We start from the raw sequence: 17,621 nt of genomic DNA, 5'->3' as shown, positions 1-17,621 counted from the left end.
AAACCAATCTGACAGGGCAGGAGATGTGCATAGAGCAGCTCCTGCCCTGTCTGCATATAAGGAGAAGAAAGATGAGACGTTTTTATACAGCAGAATCAGTAACAGAAGGACACCCGGATAAAGTATGCGATCAGATAGCAGATGCAATCTTAGATGAATGTCTGCGTTATGATCCATCTTCGAGAGTGGCATGTGAAGTCCTTGCCACAAGAGGAAATGTGTTTGTGGCAGGAGAGATCAGTAGCGGATATGAGCCGCCAGTATTTGATGTGATCCGAAAGGTTCTGGAAGAATGCGGATATTGTACAGATGGAATAGAAATGGATACGTTTGTACACTAGCAGAGTCCAGATATTGCGAAAGCAGTGAGTGTGTCGAAAGAATTTCGGGATAATATCGGCGCAAAAATAAGAGATAGAAGCAGGGGAGCTGGAGATCAGGGTGTTATGGTCGGATATGCGTGCGATGAGACTCCGCAGCTTATGCCAATGCCGACTGTTCTGGCACACCGGATTACACGTGAACTTTCGGCTTGCAGAAGAAGCGGATATATCAAAGATATCTTTTCCGATGGAAAAGCACAGGTAACCGTAGAATATGAAGATGGAAAACCAGTAAGACTGGAAAGTGTTGTTGTTTCCTGCCAGCATGGTGCAGAAAAGAGCCTGAAGAAGTTAGATGCCGAAATCAGAGAGAAAGTGCTTCGTTCAGCACTCAGATTACTGCCGCCGGATGAGGATACGAAGATTCTGATTAATCCGTCAGGAAAATTTGTGTGTGGAGGGTTTGATGCAGATACCGGACTGACGGGAAGAAAGCTGATGGTGGATACTTATGGCAGTATGATTCCGCATGGCGGCGGTGCATTTTCGGGAAAGGACTGTTCGAAAGTAGACCGTTCGGCGGCTTATATGGCAAGGTATATCGCCAAAAATATAGTAGCTGCTGAGTTTGCAAGCAAGTGTCAGGTGTCTCTGGCTTATGCAATCGGAGTAGCAGAACCGGTTATGATTGAGGTAGATACCTTTGGTACAGGAAAAGTGTGTGCAGATGATTGTCTGGCGGCAGCAATCCCACTGGTGTTTGGAGTGACACCCGTTCAGATCATGGAATCCCTTCGACTGAATCGTCCGATTTTTCGGCAGACGGCAGTTTTTGGTCATTTTGGAAGAAAGGAGTTTCCTTGGGAGCGGACAGATAAGGTACTGGCTCTTCAGGATACGATTCTGTAATGCCTTGGGTAACAGAAGAAGAGATTCAGGCAGCAAAAAATATGACTGCGTATGAGTATTTGCGAACACATCAGGCACAGCGACTGCAAAAGACAAGAACCAGAAATGAATGGCAGTTAACGGACCATGACAGTTTTAAAATCAATGAACTGTCAAGTAAATGGCATTGGAAATCCAGAGATATCGGTGGCGTGTCTGCACTGCGGTTTCTGATTGAAGTAGATGGAATGAAATTTACAGATGCCGTAAAACTGCTGTGCGAAGAGAGTCCGTCTTTTATTCCGACACAGTCTGTGGAAAGGGAAAAACTGCCATTTAAGCTGCCGGAGAGGTATTGTAATTGCAGACGAATCAGGGCGTATTTAAACCACAGAGGAATCAGAGATGAAGTGATCACGTATTGTATTTCACATGAAATCCTTTATGAAAGTGTCCCGTATCATAACGCTGTTTTTGTTGGGAAAGATGAATCCGGAAAAGCAAGATATGCATTCCTGCGAGGAATCTATGAAAAAAACGGGAAGGGATTCAAGATGGAGCAGACCGGGAGTGAAAAAAAGTACAGCTTTTGTATTCCACCTGAAAGAGAAACAAAACGAGTTGCCGTATATGAAGCGTGTATTGATGCACTGGCACACATGACACTGGAAGAAGGAAAGAGGGATAAATATCGTCTTTCCCTTGGGGGAATCGCTGCTCCGAAAGAAAACGCACTGATACAGAGTGAACGTTTTAAAAAGCCGCCGGACGCACTGGAAGAGTTTCTGAAGAACCATCCGGAAATCAAAGAAATTGAAATATGCACCGATAATGACTTTGCCGGGAGATGGGCGAAAGAACAGATGAAAAAACATTATGAGGGAACGTATCAGATTATCTGCAATCTGCCGGAAAAAGAAGGGGCAGATTATGCAGACCTTGCGAAAGAAAAAAAGCAGGCAAATAAATGCAGGGATAGACCATTGGAAAGAAGGTGATAGAGAATGGAAGAAAAAGGAACGATGCACATACATCTGTTGACGGAGCTGACTGGAAATCTTTATTCAGAAGAATCCGAATGGGAAGAAGATTGGTCGGAGAGTGATGAATATGGAATGCCGTTAGATGGAACAGAACTTGCCGATTATGAAGAAGTCATCCGAGAAGAACTGGAACTCTATGGGGAAGATGATCTCATGCAGTATTTTGATGGAAGTGAGTCCATTCAGGAAAAGATACAAAGTGCAGTTGTTACGATAGAAAACAAAGACGGAATCCTGTACGGCTGTACCAAACTGGAATTAAATGAATTTTTAAGTCAGGAAGAACTACAGGAATTCACCGAATACATTACAGGGCAGTACAGTGACGGGTGGGGTGAAGGATTTGAACAGAGGGATATCAAGGTAGATGGTGGAACGCTGAATGTGCATTTTTGGCATCCTAATATGGAACAGCCGAAAATGTATGAAAAGAAAACAGGGCAGATTCCGACAAAGCCTGAGAAACAACGTCCCAAGTTACAACTCCTTGGACATGATGGGAATATTTTTTCCATTATGGGCAATGCCTCAACTCTTTTGAAAAAGAATAAACAGACAGCAGAAGCAAAAGAAATGTGTAAAAGAGTATTGGAGAGTGGGGACTATTACAAAGCACTTTTGATTATCAGTGAATACGTGGAAACCGAGTTGAGTCCACCACCAAAAGAAAATAAAAAGACAAAGAAGAAAAATCAGCCGGAACGCTGAGAAAAGAAAGGATGATGCCTATGACAAATGGCCTGAGTTTGGAAGAACTTATGAAAGAGGGAACATACCTGGAGGAATATGCCGAAGGGGAAAACTGGAAAATATTACATGGAGATACATTAAAACTGGTCAAAGCATTCCAGCCGGGAATCTTTGATGCAGTCATTACCGATCCACCGTATGCGTCCGGTGGAACAAAGCAGAATGAAAGAAATCGTACTACAAACCAGAAATACAGCAGTATGAGTGCTGCGAATGCACTTCCGGATTTTGATGGAGATAATAAAGACCAGAGATCCTGGACACACTGGATGGCTGAGTGGCTCTATGATGTGCGGAAAGCCTGCAAGAAAGGTGCTCCGATCTGCCTGTTCATTGACTGGCGTCAGTATCCATCGATTACCGATGCATTGCAGTGGGCAGGATGGATCTGGAGAGGAACAGCGGTGTGGGATAAGGGAAACTCCCGTCCACAGAAAGGCCGTTTTCGCCAGCAGGCTGAATACATTGTGTGGGGCAGTAACGGACCGATGCCAATCAACCGTCCGGTATCTTGTCTGCCGGGTGTTTTCCGATATGGAAATCCGCAGAACCGGATTCATGTGACAGAGAAACCGTTGCAGCTTATGAAAGATGTCATCCAGATTTGTGAACCGGGAGGACTGATCCTGGACCCGTTTGCCGGAGCAGGAACAACTGTCCTTGCAGCGGTTATGACAGGTTATCGTGCAGTGGGAATTGAGGTAACAGATGCCTACTACAAACTGGGAAGTGACAGAGTGAAAATTGCATTAGAAGCAGAGCAGAAAGAGGATGAAAAGTAGCCGGGATGTCCAATTGGACATCTTGTTTTTTATAGAGAAAATCAGTGGCATCCAACTGGATGCAGGAAGGAGATGGAGCGTATGGAACAGGCTCTGGCTTATGTGTGCTGTTCAGCAGAAGAAAGCCGGGTAAAAGTGCAGAAATATTGCAGAAAAATCTATGAACTTGGGTATGTACCAATCTGTCCGAGATTTGTATTCTCACCATTTTTGGAAGAATCCGATGCGGAAGATATGCAGGGATATGGAAGAATGTCCCATATCCTTTTGCGGAGATGCCGGATGGTAGTCGTATGTGGGAAAGAAGTGACAGGAACAATGAATACCGAAATCAGTATGGCAGACAGACTCCATATCATTTGTACGACACTTGATGGACTGGTACAGATAAAAGAATCAAAATAAATCAGAATCGAGTTAATCCGGTGCTACAGAAACTGGTGGTACTCGTATTGCAAGCATAGCGTTTGGATATCCAAACGCACTTTGGGGAGAACCCCAATCCCCCGGACACAGACGAAAATGGAAAGGAAGGATCAAGTCATGTTAAGAAACGGAGTAATGATTGTAATCGCATTGATGAGCGGAGGATTTATAGGAGTGGTAGTGACCTGTTGCATGGTTGCAGCGAAAAAATCCGATGAGGATCTTGGCGGTATGATGAAAGAGGAAGAGAAAAAAGAAGGGACGGTGATGCAATGCGAAAACGAAACCATGTGATCCTGGTACGGCTTAATGCAAGGGAAGTCAGGGAACTGAATGAGCAGGTCGAAAGAAGCGGTCTGAGCAGGGAAGAGTTTATGCGTTCGTTGATTTTGGGAGCGCAAGTACATGCCAAACCCTGCGAGCATCACCCCGAATTGCTCCGAAAAATTGCAGGCTTATGCAACAATGCCAATCAGCTTGCCCATGTTGCCAATGCTTCTGGAATGGCAAGTGAGCAGAGCATTCAGGAAATGCTGCGTCTTACCAAAGAAACATGGCATCTGGTAAAGGAAGAGTGGTAATGCCGGATGGCTTATACAAGTGTTATCCCCGTCCACCGCCTGGACCGTTCTATCGAATATGTGAAAGATAAAGAAAAAACCACACAGAAAGCAGATTCTCTGGAGGCTGCCATTGATTATGCCATGAACCGGACAAAGACGGAACAGGCGGTCTTCGAAGATACCATCGGATGTACCAATGAAAATGCGTATGAAGATATGGTGGCAACAAAAAAGAGATTCCATAAGACGGGCGGTGTAGCAGGATACCATCTGGTACAGAGTTTTGCAGAAGGTGAAGTGACACCGGAACTGGCACATCTCATCGGACAGGAACTGGCAGACCGGCTCTTAAAGGGACAGTATGAAGTTGTTATCACAACGCATCTGAATACCAGACATTATCATAACCACATTGTCTGGAACTCTGTGAGCATGGCAGACGGGCGTAAGTACCACAGTAATGCAAAGAGTTATTATACGGAGATCCGCAAGATTTCCGATGACCTGTGCAGAAAATATGGTCTGTCTATCATTGAATCCGATCAGAAAAAATCAATCCCTTATGTACAGTGGAAAGCAGAACAGGAAGGAAAGCCGACATGGAGAATGGCAATCCGTTTGGATATCAGGGAATCTGTACAGGAAAGCTACTCCTGGTCACAATTCCTAAAAGAGATGGAAAAGCGGGGATATACATGGAAACTGAACAGGAAATACATCTCTTTAAAAGCTCCGGGGATGGAACGGTATATCCGTCTGCGTTCTCTTGGAAAAAACTATTCCGAAGAGGAAATACGTGGGCAGATACTACAGCCAAAGGTGAAACGAGTCTATCAAAAGGCAGTACAGATTTATCCAAAGAAGAAACTGACCGGGATTCAGGCACTGTATTATTCCTATTTATATCAGATGGGGGTACTGCCAAAAAGACCGAAACGGAGTCCATACGTGGTCAGAGAGGATATCCGGAAACTGGACCGCAGGATTGAACAGATTGAATTTCTAATGAAACATGACATCACAACCAGAGAGCAGCTTGCCGCATACCGAGAACCATTGCAAAAGCAGATTGCGGAACTTATGAAAGAACGCAGAGGATTGTACCGGAATGGGGGCAGCAAGACAGGGGAAGAACGATTGTCCGAAATCAATGAGGAACTGAAGCGACTCCGTAAGGAAGTCCGTATGACCGTTCAGATTGAAAAGCATTCCTTGGAAATCGAAGCGAGACTTCAGGAAGCAGAAGAACAGAGCCAGAATGAAAAACGTGTGGAAGATAAAGAAAGAATACAGAAGAGTCAGGAGGTGAGATAAGTATGAATTATGGAGCAGAACCGGCGGATCAGGTGGTGCGGTACAGTCTGGAAGGAATGGAATACTCTTTGAAGATTACCGGAAATGTGGCAAAGCATGTGGCAATCTTTATTGCGGCCGCATTAAAGGATCAGAAAAAGACAAGAGGGAAAACAAGGCTTACCAGAATGTTAAAGGAACAGCGCCCGATGAAATTTTTTACCGTTCCGGGTGACCGTTTAAAAGAATTTGCAAAAGAAGCCAAGGCGAGAGGTATCTTATATGTAGTTATCAAAGATAAGGTGAATCCGGACCAGACAGAAGTCATGGTATTTGCAGATGATGCAGCAAAGATGAACCGGGTATTAGACCGGATGAATCTGGATTTTGTAAAAGCAGAATCAGGCTCTATGGTTACAGAAGCAGTGGAAAAAGAGAATGCACCGGAAAAGGCAGAGAACCAGATGGAACAAGCATCCGGGGAGAATGTACGGACAGAGACTGTTGTCCTGCCGGAAGGCAAGATAGAATTTGAACTGGACGATGCGGAAGAAATGTTCCAGATCGGGGATGAGGCTTTCCCGGAAGGAAATTTTACACAGGCGCAGGAGGGGGAAGAAAAGAATCCATCCGAACCTTTCTCGCGCAACAGAAATACTTCTTCCGATCGGGAAATTAGCTGGAAAGAAAAGAATGAAAAACCATCTGTGCGGAAAGAACTCGGAGATATCCGCAAGGAACAGGAAGAGAAACGTAAGAGGCCGGACAGACGGAAAAATGCCAGAGAGAGCCGGAAGAAACGTAAGAATATGAAAACGAAAGGCAGGTAATGTATATGGATTTAACAGATATGATTTCAGGGGGAACGGAAGAACAGCAGGTTCCTGAACAGAAATTGACGAAAGAAGAATATGCAGCCAAAAAACAGCAGGAAAGAGAAGAGGTATGGGCTGAAGTAGATTCACAGGCACAGGGAGTTTTTCAGGATGGAGAAAAACTGAAAGGCTTTCTGGACTTTATGGCAGAGTGTAATACCCAGAGAACACCGAATCTGCTTTTGATTTACGGACAGCATCCAGATTTTAAGGTGGTAAGGTCTTATGAACGCTGGAGAGAAGAACACCGTTCGGTCAAAGTCGGGGAACATGGCATTACTTATATGATTTCCACTGAATACGAAAAAGACGGAGAAATGCGGAGAGGGTATACGATTGGAAAAGGATTTGACATCAGTCAGATGTCTGGAAAGCCATTGGAAGAACGCCCTCAGCGAAGTCTGACAGAACTGATAGGAACTGTCTTAAAAGACCAGTCGGTACGTGTGCAGATTGAGGATGATCTGCCAGACAAAGTGCAGGCCCAGTACAATCCGAGATACCGTACCATTTATATCCGCAACGGAATGAGTGAAGTAACGACATTCCATGCACTGAACAGAGAACTGGCGTGTGCAGCACTGGACCAGCATACCGGAACCTACAGCCGACAGAAAGTCAGTGCACAGGCTTATTGTGCAGCCTATGTGATTGCGAAACGTTATGGTGTGGATGTTACCGGATTCAATCTGGAGTATATTGCACAGAGAAATGAATGTGGAAAGAAAGATCCACAGGAACTGAGAGACTTTTTAAATGATGTCCGTCAGGCTTCCTATAGTATCCGAAACCATATCGAACGGAATTTTGGTGCAAAGGAACAGGAGTATGTAACCGATGAGTTCGCAATCGGAGACCCTGTAAAAACACCGGAAACCAAGGATGAAAAAGCATCTGGAAAAGAGAAAAAAGCAAAGAAGCAGCCGAACGATAAAAGTGAAAAAGTTGGACGGTTGGAGTAGCTATTACGGAGGTCTTGTGATATGGTTGGTGTAACAAAAAAGGAGGTCAGCCAGATGACAAAATACTATTTGAAGATGGATAACATTATGAAAAATATGTTCGTGGTGGCACTGAATGATGAGCTACAGGCGCAGAGTGAGCAGGATGAATGTTTGGAAGAAACGAAAGCTCTTCTGAAAAAAGTAAGTGAATACGACCTCGCTCAGAAACGACTGCAGATTACAGCCGGGGAACAAAGGCAGATCCGTAAGGCACTGAACAGACTCAGAAGTAAATATCTTGCAGCCGGAAGATACAGTGATGGAATAGATAAAGTTATTATTCAGGTTGCAAAACCGAATACTAGCAGACACATGTTCTGGTAGAGAAAGGAGTGGTTGATTGGTCATTTATTCAAGAGAAAAAGTGGCAAGACTTAGAGAACAGTATCCGGCAGGAACAAGAATCTGTCTGAATTCGATGGATGGAGAAGCGGGTATGCCGCAGGGACTGGAAGGAACTGTGCAGTATGTGGATGATGCAGGCCAGCTTGGTGTTAAGTGGGACAACGGCAGAAGTCTCTCACTGATACCGGGAGTGGATTCCTTTCATAAGAAAGAAGGACAGGGACATCCAGAAGAAAAGCCACGCAAGAAAAGAGAATCTGACTTGCAGAGATAAGTACAAAAAAGCAGGACTGGGTTCTGTATCTTGTCTTTCTGCCATTTGTCTGGTGGGCGGCAGCGATTACCGCTTGTGCCATTACACCGGATAAGAATTTTATTCAAATCTTAGAAACGCTGAGCGAAAAACTCGAACAGCCGTTTTTTATCACGTATACACCGTATACGTTCAAATGTATTCTGATATTCACAGCAGCCTATTTCTTAGGCATTGGTATTTATGAATCCCAAAAAAGAAATTATAGAAGAGGCGTGGAACATGGTTCCGCAAAATGGGGCAACGTGTCCGAAATCTGCAGACGTTACTGCGAAAAGCAGTACACGAATAATCTGCTTCTGACACAGCATTTCCGCATGGGACTGGATGGATATAAGCATAAACGAAATTTAAATGTGCTGGTAGTCGGAGGTTCCGGGGCAGGAAAGAGCCGGACCTATGCGATTCCGAACATCATGCAGTGCAACTGCTCGATGGTGATCACAGATCCGAAAGCGGAACTTCTGCGCAAAACAGGAGGTGTTCTGGAACGGAATGGATATGAAGTCCGGGTTTTTGATTTGATCAATCCGGAGACTTCCTGGTGTTATAATCCGTTTGCGTATGTCCGGGATGACAAGGATGTGCTGAAACTAATTAACAACCTGATCCGCAACACGACACCGAAAGGTGCACAAAGCTCGGACCCGTTCTGGGAAAAGTCAGAGACTGCACTTTTACAGGCACTTATGCTGTATTTACTGCATGAAGCTCCACCGGAAGAACAGAACTTCCCGATGATTATGGAAATGCTTGGAAGCGCACAGGTCAAAGAAGATGATGAGGATTACCAGTCACCATTGGACATTTTGTTTGAAAGACTGGAAATGCGGGACCCAGAGAGTATTGCGGTCAAGCAGTATGCCATTTATAAGCAGGCGGCCGGTGTAGTAAGTTTGAAGAGACTTCTTAATCAATCAATTTTAAAGAGTTGGAGCTCCAAAATGATTAAAAAGTCTCTTGAGGCTTATTTTTTTACCTTAAAGAACAAAATTGTATTTTGTAAAAAACAATTTCAAAACATGTCCGTATTTTGTTTCGTCAGTACAGAGATTGTGTAAGGAACTTTAAAAAGATGACACGAAATCAAAAAAGATGCAGTAAGGGGGCTGTAAAAAGACCTCTGAGCATTTCGTTTAGTGTAAAGAACTTTTTTACTTCTTACACGAACCTTGAAAACGAAACAGCCTGCCCGTAGTGATACCAGAACTGAATAGGCATTCAGCGTGTCTTTTCTGGTTAATACGTCCCGGAAACATTAGAACCCGGTACAGGAACGGATATGGGATGAGAACAGGAACTTAATAAACGAAGGAGGACATCTGACTATGACAGAGAAACAGGGATTCATGACAGCGTTGTATGAACGTCTTAGTCGTGATGATGAATTAAACGGAGAATCCAACAGTATTTCGAACCAAAAGAAACTGCTGGAACAATATGCAAAAGAACATGGATTCACCAATCTTGTTCATTTTACTGATGATGGTATCTCCGGTACAAGATTTGATCGTCCAGGCTTTCTTGCCATGATGAAAGAAGTAGAGTCAGGGAAAGTCAGAACGATTCTGATTAAAGATATGAGCCGAATGGGAAGAGATTATCTGAAAGTCGGGCAATATATGGAGTTGCTACGACAGAAGAATGTCCGCCTGATTGCAGTCAATGAGAATGTAGATAGCTTCCGGGAGGATGATGATTTTACTCCATTCCGAAATATCATGAATGAATGGTATGCAAGGGATACCAGCAAAAAGATAAAATCCACTTTCAAGGCGAAAGGAAAATCCGGCAAGCATGTGGCAAGTACAACACCGTATGGGTATCTGAAAGACAAGGATGATCCGAATGTATGGATTGTTGATGAAGAAGCAGCTGTAGTTGTACGGAGAATCTTTCACATGACAATGGACGGTTACGGACCATATCAGATTGCCAGGGCACTGAAAGAGGATAAAGTTGAGATACCAGCAGTTCATATGGCAAAGAAAGATGCCGGATTATGGAAAGGCAGAGTAGAAGAAATCAAAGATCCTTATGGCTGGGGTTCTTCTACTGTTGCAGGTATTCTGAAAAAAAGAGAGTATCTTGGTCATACAGTGAACTTCAAGACCAGAAAGCATTTCAAAGATAAGAAAAGTCATTATGTATCTGAGGATAACTGGACGGTGTTTGAGAACACGCAGGAAGCAATCATAGATCAGGAAACTTTTGACAATGTGCAGAGAATCCGAAGCAATGTGAGAAGGTATCCAGATGGATGGGGAGAAGCCCATCCGCTGACAGGTCTGATGTATTGTGCAGACTGCGGTTCTAAAATGTATGTCCATCGGGTAAATAATGGCAAGCGGGTGCCACAATATACCTGTTCGGCATATTCTAAAGTTCCGGTTGGAACACTCTGCCAGACACAGCACAGAATTAATGCTGATGTGGTTATGGAGCTGATTAAGGAACTTTTAAAGGCTGTTGCGGAGTATTCACAGTTGAATCGTGAAGAATTTTTGGAGACAGTAAAAAAGGCACAGACTTCACAGCAGTCCAGTGAGATCACAAGATTGAAAAACAGATTAGCAGAAGCAAAAAAGCGTGTGCAGGAACTGGAAAAACTGATCTGCAGAATCTATGAGGACAATATTCTTGGCAAGCTGCCAGATGAACGATATACGATTCTTGACGGACAGTATTCTAAAGAACAGAAAGATTTGTCGGCAGAAATTGCAGATATGGAAGCTGAATTATCAGGTTATGAAGAAGGTCGCAGATCAGCGGAGAAGTTTATTGCGCTGGTTGATAAATACCAAAACTTTGAGGAATTGACCACTTACATGCTGAATGAATTTGTAGAAAAGATTGTGGTTCATGAGCGTGACCGAAAAGGAAGCATTGAGACAACTCAGGAAGTGGAAATCTATTTTAATTTTATTGGAAAATATTTACCGCCACATTTCGGTGAGGTGGAAATGACACCGGAAGAAATTGAAGAAATGAAGAAGCGGGAAGCCAGAAAAGACAGGCTTCATCAGAATTACTTGAAAAGGAAAGCAAATGGCAAGCAGCAAGAATACTATGAACGGACAAAGGCAAAAAAGAAAGCTGAGATGGATGCAAAAAAAGAGGAAATCCGTCAGGAAGATATTGCAAAGGGTGTGTTCGTTCCGGTATCACTGCTTCCACCTGCAGAACCGAAGAAAGGAGTCGCATCAGCATGAGTAAATTAGAAAGAATCGTTCACGATGACAGCAATGGTCTGGATTATATCCTTGTCGGGGAAATCTATCTGCCGCTGATCGCTGTGCCGGAAGAGAAAAGAGAGATTGGTTTTTATGGAAGTCTTCACAGAAACTATCTGAAAGATTACAAGAGTGGCTTGTATTCCTATCTGACATTGAGTGGTAAGCTCTGGACGTATCTCGCAGATCTGAATGAGCAGTGTTTGGAACGCAGGGATTTCCTCATGGAACAGATTATGGAGCAGGAAGGCATTACGGAAGAATTGAAAAGCAGAGATCAGATGGAATGGGTTCGCCGGGCAAACAATGCAAGAAGCCGGGTAGATGAAATTATTTTAAATGAACTGGTGTATGTGTAGGAGGGACTTATGAGATACTGGATTGAATATGCAGACGGAAGATGTTGTAATTTTGCAAACAGCAGAAAAGATTTACTGGACTGGCTGAAACTTTTGAAAGATGAAAAAATCGTTGATATCCGAAAGATTTACAAAAGCGGTGTGACAGATTCTGTGATAGACAGCTATCGTAGTTATCTGAAACAGTGAAAGGGGTGGACAGTCATGGTTGTTGTAAGAATTATTGTGAAAATCGTATTACTGCCAGTGCGTATATGCCTGACAATGATACAACTGGTGGTTATGTTCTTCACATGGCTGTCGGCAACGGTATTTCATATCCTGTCGGGGATCATCTGCATTACAGCAGTTTTAGGGTATGGATTCGGACAGGAGACAGGCACAGAAGCGGTCAGGATGCTTGTGGCAGGTTTTATACTTTATATCCTGCTGTGCTTTCTGGCTGGGCAGTGGTGTGGCTGGAAACAATCAAAATCAGATTGATGAAGTAGACCACTGGAGAAAGGAATAGGATTCTTAAATGAAGATTACAAAAGAGATTGAAGAATTTATCAACCTGACCATAACGGAGCATATGGGAAAAGAGTATGCAGACTGGAAACTGAGCCAGCCGTCTGTGACAGAACCAGATGAAGTTGAGGAAGAATATAAAAAAGTGATTGCCACACTTCCACAGAAACAGGAAGAGGCCATTACAAAATATTGCGACCAGATATTTAACAGTGGAGCAGAGACAGAAGAATTTTTCTACCGGTTGGGACTGAGGGACGGAATGAAACTTAGGAAGAATGTTAAAATGGTTCTGAAGCAATTATCAGAATGATACATACAGGAATTATCTGAAAAGTGAATGAGTAAAGGAAAGGGCATTAACCGTAAAAAGTTAGTGCCCTTTGTTTTACCCATTTTTATATTTTCACAAAATCCGATGCAGAGGATTTTTGAAAAACAGACGGAACGGAGATCCTGCTGAAGGGACAGCGGCAGGAGTTACGTTTTGTCTGCTGGGAGTACAGAGGGCTGGAAGTCCTTTGTGCCCAGATTGCAAAGAGCGGCAGCATCTTGCTGGGGTTAAGGGGCAAAGCCCTTAGCAGGTTAAGGGCGGCAGCCATTGCCCAGTGATATGGCGTTTCGCCATATGGTACTGGGTACTGTCTGTAACGGGGACAGAGACTTTTGGAAGCTTCGCTGCAATCCCCTCCGGGGAAACAACTTGAAAAAAGGAGAGATGTGAATTGAAAGGCACAAGGCATAACGGCAGATCTGGGAAAGACGGTGTTTACAATCCGCTTCACAATGACCGGAGATTTGACCCGGAACACAGTGAGCATATTGACAATGAACGTGTCCGTCAGAATATTTACTGGGACTGCTATCAGGGATATACCACAATGGCAGACCGGGGAAAAGAGGATAATTTTTCTTTTAACCAGATTGAGATGGCATACTATGTGGATCATTACAGCGATTATGTGATTAACCAGAATAAACGTCATGAGAAAGCAAGACACCCCGACAGATGTAAAGGGGTGGAAGATGTTCTGAAAAATAAAAAGACCTGTCCGGAAGAAAGTATCTATCAGCTTGGGACGATAGATGAACACGCTTCTGTGGAAACGCTGGTTTTGGTTTTTGATGAATTCAAGAAAGAGTTCGATGAGCGGTTTGGTTCTAATGTGCATATCATTGACTGGTCACTGCACATGGACGAAGCGACTCCGCATATTCATGAGCGTCATGTATTCGATGCTACGAACCGGTATGGGGAGATTGAACCGAAACAGGAAGCGGCACTGGAAGAACTTGGCTTTGAACTTCCGAATCCGGAAAAGAAAAGATCAAAGACAAATAACCGTAAGGTTGTTTTTGATTCTGCCTGCCGGACAATGTTCCTGGATATCTGTAAACGTCATGGACTGGAAATTGACGAAGAACCGTCCTATGGAGGAAGGCAGTATCTGGAGAAACAGGACTATATCCGAATGAAGCAGAAAGAAGAGATTGCGGTTCAGCAGGAAATGCTCAATCAGCAGAGGGATAAGGTCAATGCGAATCATCTGGAACTTGCAAGGCAGTCAAACCATGTCAGGGCAAATGAAAAGGTTATCCAGTCACAGAAAGAAAAAATAGAACAGCAGGAAAAAGAATTTAAAGAAAATTTCATTTCCAATTCTGACCGGATTCTAAGTCAGGGCGAGCTGATTGAAGAACAGAGAGAGGAACTGCAACAGCTTACCCTCCGTATTGAAGATGTGGAAACCTTGCTTGACGAAGTATCCAGTGAAGCCTATGACAAGGCTGTGGATAAAGTCGCAGAGGAAACAATGCGGGCTACCAGAAAAGATGACATTCGTCTTGCGGAAGATTCTAAGAGATGGATTCAGAGTCCGGAACGTAAGGCATCACGAAAAGAAAAGGAATATGCGATAAACAGGCTGGACGGTCTGATTAAAAAAATCGAATATGCGATGGAAAAAGCTGTTGTGAGGGTTGTCCGTCAGTTAAAACAGCCAGAGAAGAAAAAAGCCGTTGTAGAAGAAATCAAAAAAGAAGTGAAGCCGTCAATCAGAGAAAAACTTGCATTGAACGTAGCAAAGATTCAAAGAGAAGAGGCAGAGAGAAAACAACTGAATAAAGGAAGATCACATTCCAGTGATCTGGAACTATAAGGGCATTTTGTTGATTCCGTAAGGACAGGACAAAGTGCTTTTTTGTTTTTTGTGAAAACTTGCTTCCCAGATTTGGGAAGCAGATTTAAGAAAGAGAGGAAACGAATTGGGATTATTTGATGAAGTAAAACAGAATGTGACCGTCCGGCAGGCTGCGGAGAGGTATGGGTTAAAGCCCAACAGGAGCGGACTGATCCGCTGCATTTTCCATAATGACAAATCACCCAGCATGAAAGTTGACCGGAGATATTATTGTTTCGGGTGTGGCTGTACAGGAGATGCCATTGATTTTACGGCACAACTGTTTGACATTGGATTGAAAGATGCAGCCATGAAGCTGGCAGATGATTTTGGGATTCCTTATTCCGGCAGGGACAGGGGATCACCGCAGAACAGGAGAAGCGTTTCAGCAAAAAAGCCAGAGCCGACACCAGAAGAACTTTGGCAGAAAAAACATCTGAGATGCCTGAGAGCCTATCTGGATTATCTGAGCCTGCTTCTGGAATGGAAAGAACAGTATGCACCAAAAACACGGACAGAAGAATGGCATGAAAAGTTTATGACTGCTCTCAGGGAGTTGTCAGTTGTTGAGTATTATCTGGATATCCTGCTCTTTGGGGACAGGGCAGATAAGGAAGCACTTGTAAAAGAAAAATGGAAGGAGGTGGAGCGGATTGAGCAATGCGAAAGAGAAGATAAAGGAGATCGCCACAAAAGAACAGAAAGATGCCATGAAAGAAATGTTCCGGATGGTAGATAAAAGCAAAGTCGATGAAGTGAAACAGATGCTGGAATATACACAGAAAGGAACTGCGAAAGCAACGGTTGGAAATTATATGGTTGTGCTGAGAAATGATCCGCTTGTGCGTGAGAGTATGAAATACAACAAGCTGACAGGCAGGATTGATATTGTAAAAAAACTCTGGTGGAATGAGGAAGTCTGCAAGCTGGATGATGATGGCAGGACTTATTTCTACTATTTCTTTGAACGCTATTACAAACTCACAAGTGAAAAATGTATGGATAAGGCACTTCGCATAGAAGCCAACAGCCGGGCATACCACCCGATCTGTGAGTATCTGGAACAACTGGAGTGGGACGGGCAGGAGAGAATCCGTTATGTTCTGCAACGGTATATGGGGGCAGATGCTTCGGATTTTGTCTATGAGGTTGTGAAGCACTTCCTGATGGAAGCATTAAGCAGAATCTACCGCCCCGGTTGTAAAGCAGATGAAATGCTTTGTCTGGTAGGTCAGCAGGGAGCCGGAAAATCCACATTTTTCCGTTTTCTTGCATTGAACGATGACTGGTTTTCTGATGATCTGAAGCAGTTGAATGACAGTAAGATATACGAGCATCTCCGGGGACACTGGATTATGGAAATGTCGGAGATGATTGCTGCAATCAGTGCAAAGAGCAATGAGGAAATCAAGTCATTCCTGACCAGACAGAAAGACACTTACCGGAACCCTTATGATAAATATGAGGAAGACCGGAAGCGTCAGTGTATCTTTGCAGGTTCAACGAACACAAGGCAGTTCATTCCTTTTGACCGTACCGGGGCAAGACGGTTCCTGCCGATTGCTATAGACAGCAGTAAGGCAGAGAAGCATATCCTCGATGATGAAAAAGAAGCCAGATCCTATTTTGACCAGTTGTGGGCAGAAGTAATGGAAATCTACTGGTCAACGGAGAATAAGAGCAGCTTGTTGAAGTTCTCAAAGGAAATGGAGCAGGAGATCAGTGAATACCGAAAACAGTTCACACAGGAAGATACGATGGCAGGAATGATACAAGGCTGGCTGGACGCTTATAAAGGTAGTCATGTATGTTCCGTCCAGATCTGGAAAGAAGCCTTTGACCATTTTGACCGGGAGCCGAAAAAATTCGAGACAAATGAGATCTGTTCCATTATGGATACGCAGATCACTGGCTGGAAGAGAGCCGGAGTCCACAGATTTTCAAAGGAAGGATATGGCAGACAGAGAAGCTGGATCAGGGAAGGAGCAGAAGAAGAGGGTGGCAACGAACCGGATAAAGATGGATTTACAAAGCTGACGAAAGCAGAACAGTTGGAGCTGCCATTTGATCTGCCCGACAGAGAGAAAGGCTGATTTTGATGCCGAAAGGCTACTGATTACCCGGAAATTTACTGCTTGTTGACATTTTTGTTGACACCAAAATCCTTTGTATTTACCGGTGTTTCAGCTACTTTTTAACAGGTGTCAACAAGAACATTCAAAAAACTTTTCAATAGTATTTTGGAAAACAGAAATAACTACCCGAAAAAAGTTTCAAACCCTATGTTGACACTTGCGTTGTCAGCGTGCCGATAAACTCCCGGCAGGGACAGAAGCAAACCTCTCTCTGTCGGGCACAGGAAAGAAAGGAAATAGATGATTATGGAAAAAATGATGAATAAAAAAACAGAGGGAAACACATTTACAAAGAAAATCGGGCAGACAGTATATGTTGTCCGCTATCATTTCAATGAAGATGCAAAGGAAACCATGCAAGAAAAGATTAACCGGATGCTGGTTACAGAAGCAAGCCGAAAGGCAATGCAATAGATGGGGGCAGAGACAATTGGAATTGAGATATGTTTGAAAATGTGATATGATTTGAGCAACAAATTAGAAGTTATAAAGGAGAAACACTATGGGATTATTTGGTAAAAGCAAAAAAGAGCGAGAAAAAGAGTATATGAACAGATTAGATGTTCCATTATGTTTAAAAGAAGACTTTGAATTGATTA

21 protein-coding genes and 1 pseudogene are annotated in these 17,621 nt (G+C 43.5%); all 22 read left to right on the top strand.

The features are described from left to right. The first annotated feature begins 71 nt into the window (after positions 1-71). The 22 genes and pseudogenes from metK (at position 72) to GT508_RS12075 (ending at position 17,436) form a co-directional block, all read left to right on the top strand. Positions 72-1,232 (top strand): annotated as a pseudogene (gene metK / locus GT508_RS12180) (methionine adenosyltransferase). Further along, positions 1,232-2,209 (top strand): DUF3991 and TOPRIM domain-containing protein, encoded by a 978-nt coding sequence (locus GT508_RS12175; protein WP_161144341.1) that lies wholly within the window; start codon positions 1,232-1,234, stop codon positions 2,207-2,209. Before metK ends, GT508_RS12175 begins: the two are co-directional and overlap by 1 nt. Positions 2,210-2,215: 6 nt before the next feature. Continuing rightward, positions 2,216-2,962, top strand: a complete 747-nt coding sequence (locus tag GT508_RS12170) for a hypothetical protein (RefSeq protein WP_161144340.1) — start codon at positions 2,216-2,218, stop codon at positions 2,960-2,962. Positions 2,963-2,982: 20 nt separating this feature from the next. Further along, positions 2,983-3,786 (top strand): DNA-methyltransferase, encoded by an 804-nt coding sequence (locus GT508_RS12165; RefSeq protein WP_330576933.1) that lies wholly within the window; start codon positions 2,983-2,985, stop codon positions 3,784-3,786. An 81-nt stretch (positions 3,787-3,867) separates the two neighbouring features. After that, positions 3,868-4,191: a DUF7768 domain-containing protein gene (locus tag GT508_RS12160; protein ID WP_015513330.1), complete on the top strand. Its 324-nt coding sequence runs from the start codon at positions 3,868-3,870 to the stop codon at positions 4,189-4,191. 138 nt (positions 4,192-4,329) lie between these two features. After that, on the top strand, positions 4,330-4,506 hold the full coding sequence (locus GT508_RS12155) for a DUF3789 domain-containing protein (RefSeq protein ID WP_118463598.1): 177 nt from the start codon (positions 4,330-4,332) through the stop codon (positions 4,504-4,506). Continuing rightward, positions 4,485-4,793, top strand: a complete 309-nt coding sequence (locus GT508_RS12150; RefSeq protein WP_161144338.1) for a plasmid mobilization protein — start codon at positions 4,485-4,487, stop codon at positions 4,791-4,793. Before GT508_RS12155 ends, GT508_RS12150 begins: the two co-directional genes overlap by 22 nt. A 6-nt stretch (positions 4,794-4,799) precedes the next feature. After that, the gene (locus GT508_RS12145; protein ID WP_161144337.1) at positions 4,800-6,089 is read left to right on the top strand and encodes a relaxase/mobilization nuclease domain-containing protein; all 1,290 of its coding nucleotides are present in this window, start codon (positions 4,800-4,802) and stop codon (positions 6,087-6,089) included. A 2-nt stretch (positions 6,090-6,091) separates the two neighbouring features. Continuing rightward, positions 6,092-6,898 carry a PcfB family protein gene (locus GT508_RS12140; RefSeq protein WP_121055906.1) on the top strand — a complete coding sequence of 269 codons (807 nt, stop codon included), beginning with the start codon at positions 6,092-6,094 and terminating at the stop codon, positions 6,896-6,898. 5 nt (positions 6,899-6,903) lie between these two features. Then, positions 6,904-7,905, top strand: a complete 1,002-nt coding sequence (locus GT508_RS12135; RefSeq protein WP_192934822.1) for an ArdC family protein — start codon at positions 6,904-6,906, stop codon at positions 7,903-7,905. A 54-nt stretch (positions 7,906-7,959) separates the two neighbouring features. Then, entirely contained in the window at positions 7,960-8,271 is a 312-nt protein-coding gene (locus GT508_RS12130) for a hypothetical protein (protein ID WP_044927369.1), read from the top strand. Positions 8,272-8,311: 40 nt separating this feature from the next. Further along, positions 8,312-8,566: a DUF4314 domain-containing protein gene (locus GT508_RS12125; RefSeq protein WP_080543130.1), complete on the top strand. Its 255-nt coding sequence runs from the start codon at positions 8,312-8,314 to the stop codon at positions 8,564-8,566. Between the two features lie 254 nt (positions 8,567-8,820). Continuing rightward, the gene (locus GT508_RS12120; RefSeq protein WP_330576932.1) at positions 8,821-9,666 is read left to right on the top strand and encodes a type IV secretory system conjugative DNA transfer family protein; all 846 of its coding nucleotides are present in this window, start codon (positions 8,821-8,823) and stop codon (positions 9,664-9,666) included. Between the two features lie 267 nt (positions 9,667-9,933). Next, a complete protein-coding gene (locus GT508_RS12115) occupies positions 9,934-11,817 on the top strand; it encodes a recombinase family protein (RefSeq protein WP_055156495.1) in 1,884 nt (627 codons plus the stop codon). Beyond that, positions 11,814-12,197, top strand: a complete 384-nt coding sequence (locus GT508_RS12110) for a TnpV protein (RefSeq protein ID WP_118393060.1) — start codon at positions 11,814-11,816, stop codon at positions 12,195-12,197. Before GT508_RS12115 ends, GT508_RS12110 begins: the two co-directional genes overlap by 4 nt. Before the next feature lie 9 nt (positions 12,198-12,206). Further along, positions 12,207-12,386 (top strand): hypothetical protein, encoded by a 180-nt coding sequence (locus GT508_RS12105; protein WP_021738889.1) that lies wholly within the window; start codon positions 12,207-12,209, stop codon positions 12,384-12,386. A 15-nt stretch (positions 12,387-12,401) separates the two neighbouring features. Then, positions 12,402-12,680: a hypothetical protein gene (locus tag GT508_RS12100; protein ID WP_044963260.1), complete on the top strand. Its 279-nt coding sequence runs from the start codon at positions 12,402-12,404 to the stop codon at positions 12,678-12,680. 37 nt (positions 12,681-12,717) lie between these two features. Beyond that, complete coding sequence (locus tag GT508_RS12095; protein WP_021738887.1) at positions 12,718-13,020, top strand: hypothetical protein; 303 nt, start codon at positions 12,718-12,720, stop codon at positions 13,018-13,020. A gap of 412 nt (positions 13,021-13,432) precedes the next feature. Beyond that, a complete protein-coding gene (locus tag GT508_RS12090; RefSeq protein ID WP_021738885.1) occupies positions 13,433-14,866 on the top strand; it encodes a hypothetical protein in 1,434 nt (477 codons plus the stop codon). 106 nt (positions 14,867-14,972) lie between these two features. Then, positions 14,973-15,626 carry a CHC2 zinc finger domain-containing protein gene (locus GT508_RS12085; protein WP_021738884.1) on the top strand — a complete coding sequence of 218 codons (654 nt, stop codon included), beginning with the start codon at positions 14,973-14,975 and terminating at the stop codon, positions 15,624-15,626. Continuing rightward, positions 15,541-16,980, top strand: coding sequence for a virulence-associated E family protein (locus GT508_RS12080; protein WP_227097757.1), 1,440 nt, complete (start codon positions 15,541-15,543; stop codon positions 16,978-16,980). The genes GT508_RS12085 and GT508_RS12080 overlap by 86 nt, the downstream gene beginning before the upstream one ends. Positions 16,981-17,268: 288 nt before the next feature. Next, positions 17,269-17,436, top strand: a complete 168-nt coding sequence (locus GT508_RS12075; protein ID WP_081695227.1) for a transposon-encoded TnpW family protein — start codon at positions 17,269-17,271, stop codon at positions 17,434-17,436. Positions 17,437-17,621 lie beyond the last annotated feature (185 nt).

Origin of the sequence: Dorea sp. BIOML-A1 (assembly GCF_009875615.1) — a bacterium.
GTDB lineage: Bacteria > Bacillota > Clostridia > Lachnospirales > Lachnospiraceae > Dorea_A > Dorea_A amylophila.
This window is presented reverse-complemented; position numbering and strand designations above follow the sequence as displayed.

What these genes read in the sequence shown, in the direction of transcription:
- GT508_RS12175 (WP_161144341.1), top strand. Translation starts at nt 1,232, where the DNA reads ATGCCTTGGGTAACAGAAGAAGAGATTCAGGCAGCAAAAAATATGACT.
- GT508_RS12170 (WP_161144340.1), top strand. Translation starts at nt 2,216, where the DNA reads ATGGAAGAAAAAGGAACGATGCACATACATCTGTTGACGGAGCTGACT.
- GT508_RS12165 (WP_330576933.1), top strand. Translation starts at nt 2,983, where the DNA reads ATGACAAATGGCCTGAGTTTGGAAGAACTTATGAAAGAGGGAACATAC.
- GT508_RS12160 (WP_015513330.1), top strand. Translation starts at nt 3,868, where the DNA reads ATGGAACAGGCTCTGGCTTATGTGTGCTGTTCAGCAGAAGAAAGCCGG.
- GT508_RS12155 (WP_118463598.1), top strand. Translation starts at nt 4,330, where the DNA reads ATGTTAAGAAACGGAGTAATGATTGTAATCGCATTGATGAGCGGAGGA.
- GT508_RS12150 (WP_161144338.1), top strand. Translation starts at nt 4,485, where the DNA reads ATGCGAAAACGAAACCATGTGATCCTGGTACGGCTTAATGCAAGGGAA.
- GT508_RS12145 (WP_161144337.1), top strand. Translation starts at nt 4,800, where the DNA reads ATGGCTTATACAAGTGTTATCCCCGTCCACCGCCTGGACCGTTCTATC.
- GT508_RS12140 (WP_121055906.1), top strand. Translation starts at nt 6,092, where the DNA reads ATGAATTATGGAGCAGAACCGGCGGATCAGGTGGTGCGGTACAGTCTG.
- GT508_RS12135 (WP_192934822.1), top strand. Translation starts at nt 6,904, where the DNA reads ATGGATTTAACAGATATGATTTCAGGGGGAACGGAAGAACAGCAGGTT.
- GT508_RS12130 (WP_044927369.1), top strand. Translation starts at nt 7,960, where the DNA reads ATGACAAAATACTATTTGAAGATGGATAACATTATGAAAAATATGTTC.
- GT508_RS12115 (WP_055156495.1), top strand. Translation starts at nt 9,934, where the DNA reads ATGACAGAGAAACAGGGATTCATGACAGCGTTGTATGAACGTCTTAGT.
- GT508_RS12110 (WP_118393060.1), top strand. Translation starts at nt 11,814, where the DNA reads ATGAGTAAATTAGAAAGAATCGTTCACGATGACAGCAATGGTCTGGAT.
- GT508_RS12105 (WP_021738889.1), top strand. Translation starts at nt 12,207, where the DNA reads ATGAGATACTGGATTGAATATGCAGACGGAAGATGTTGTAATTTTGCA.
- GT508_RS12100 (WP_044963260.1), top strand. Translation starts at nt 12,402, where the DNA reads ATGGTTGTTGTAAGAATTATTGTGAAAATCGTATTACTGCCAGTGCGT.
- GT508_RS12095 (WP_021738887.1), top strand. Translation starts at nt 12,718, where the DNA reads ATGAAGATTACAAAAGAGATTGAAGAATTTATCAACCTGACCATAACG.
- GT508_RS12075 (WP_081695227.1), top strand. Translation starts at nt 17,269, where the DNA reads ATGGAAAAAATGATGAATAAAAAAACAGAGGGAAACACATTTACAAAG.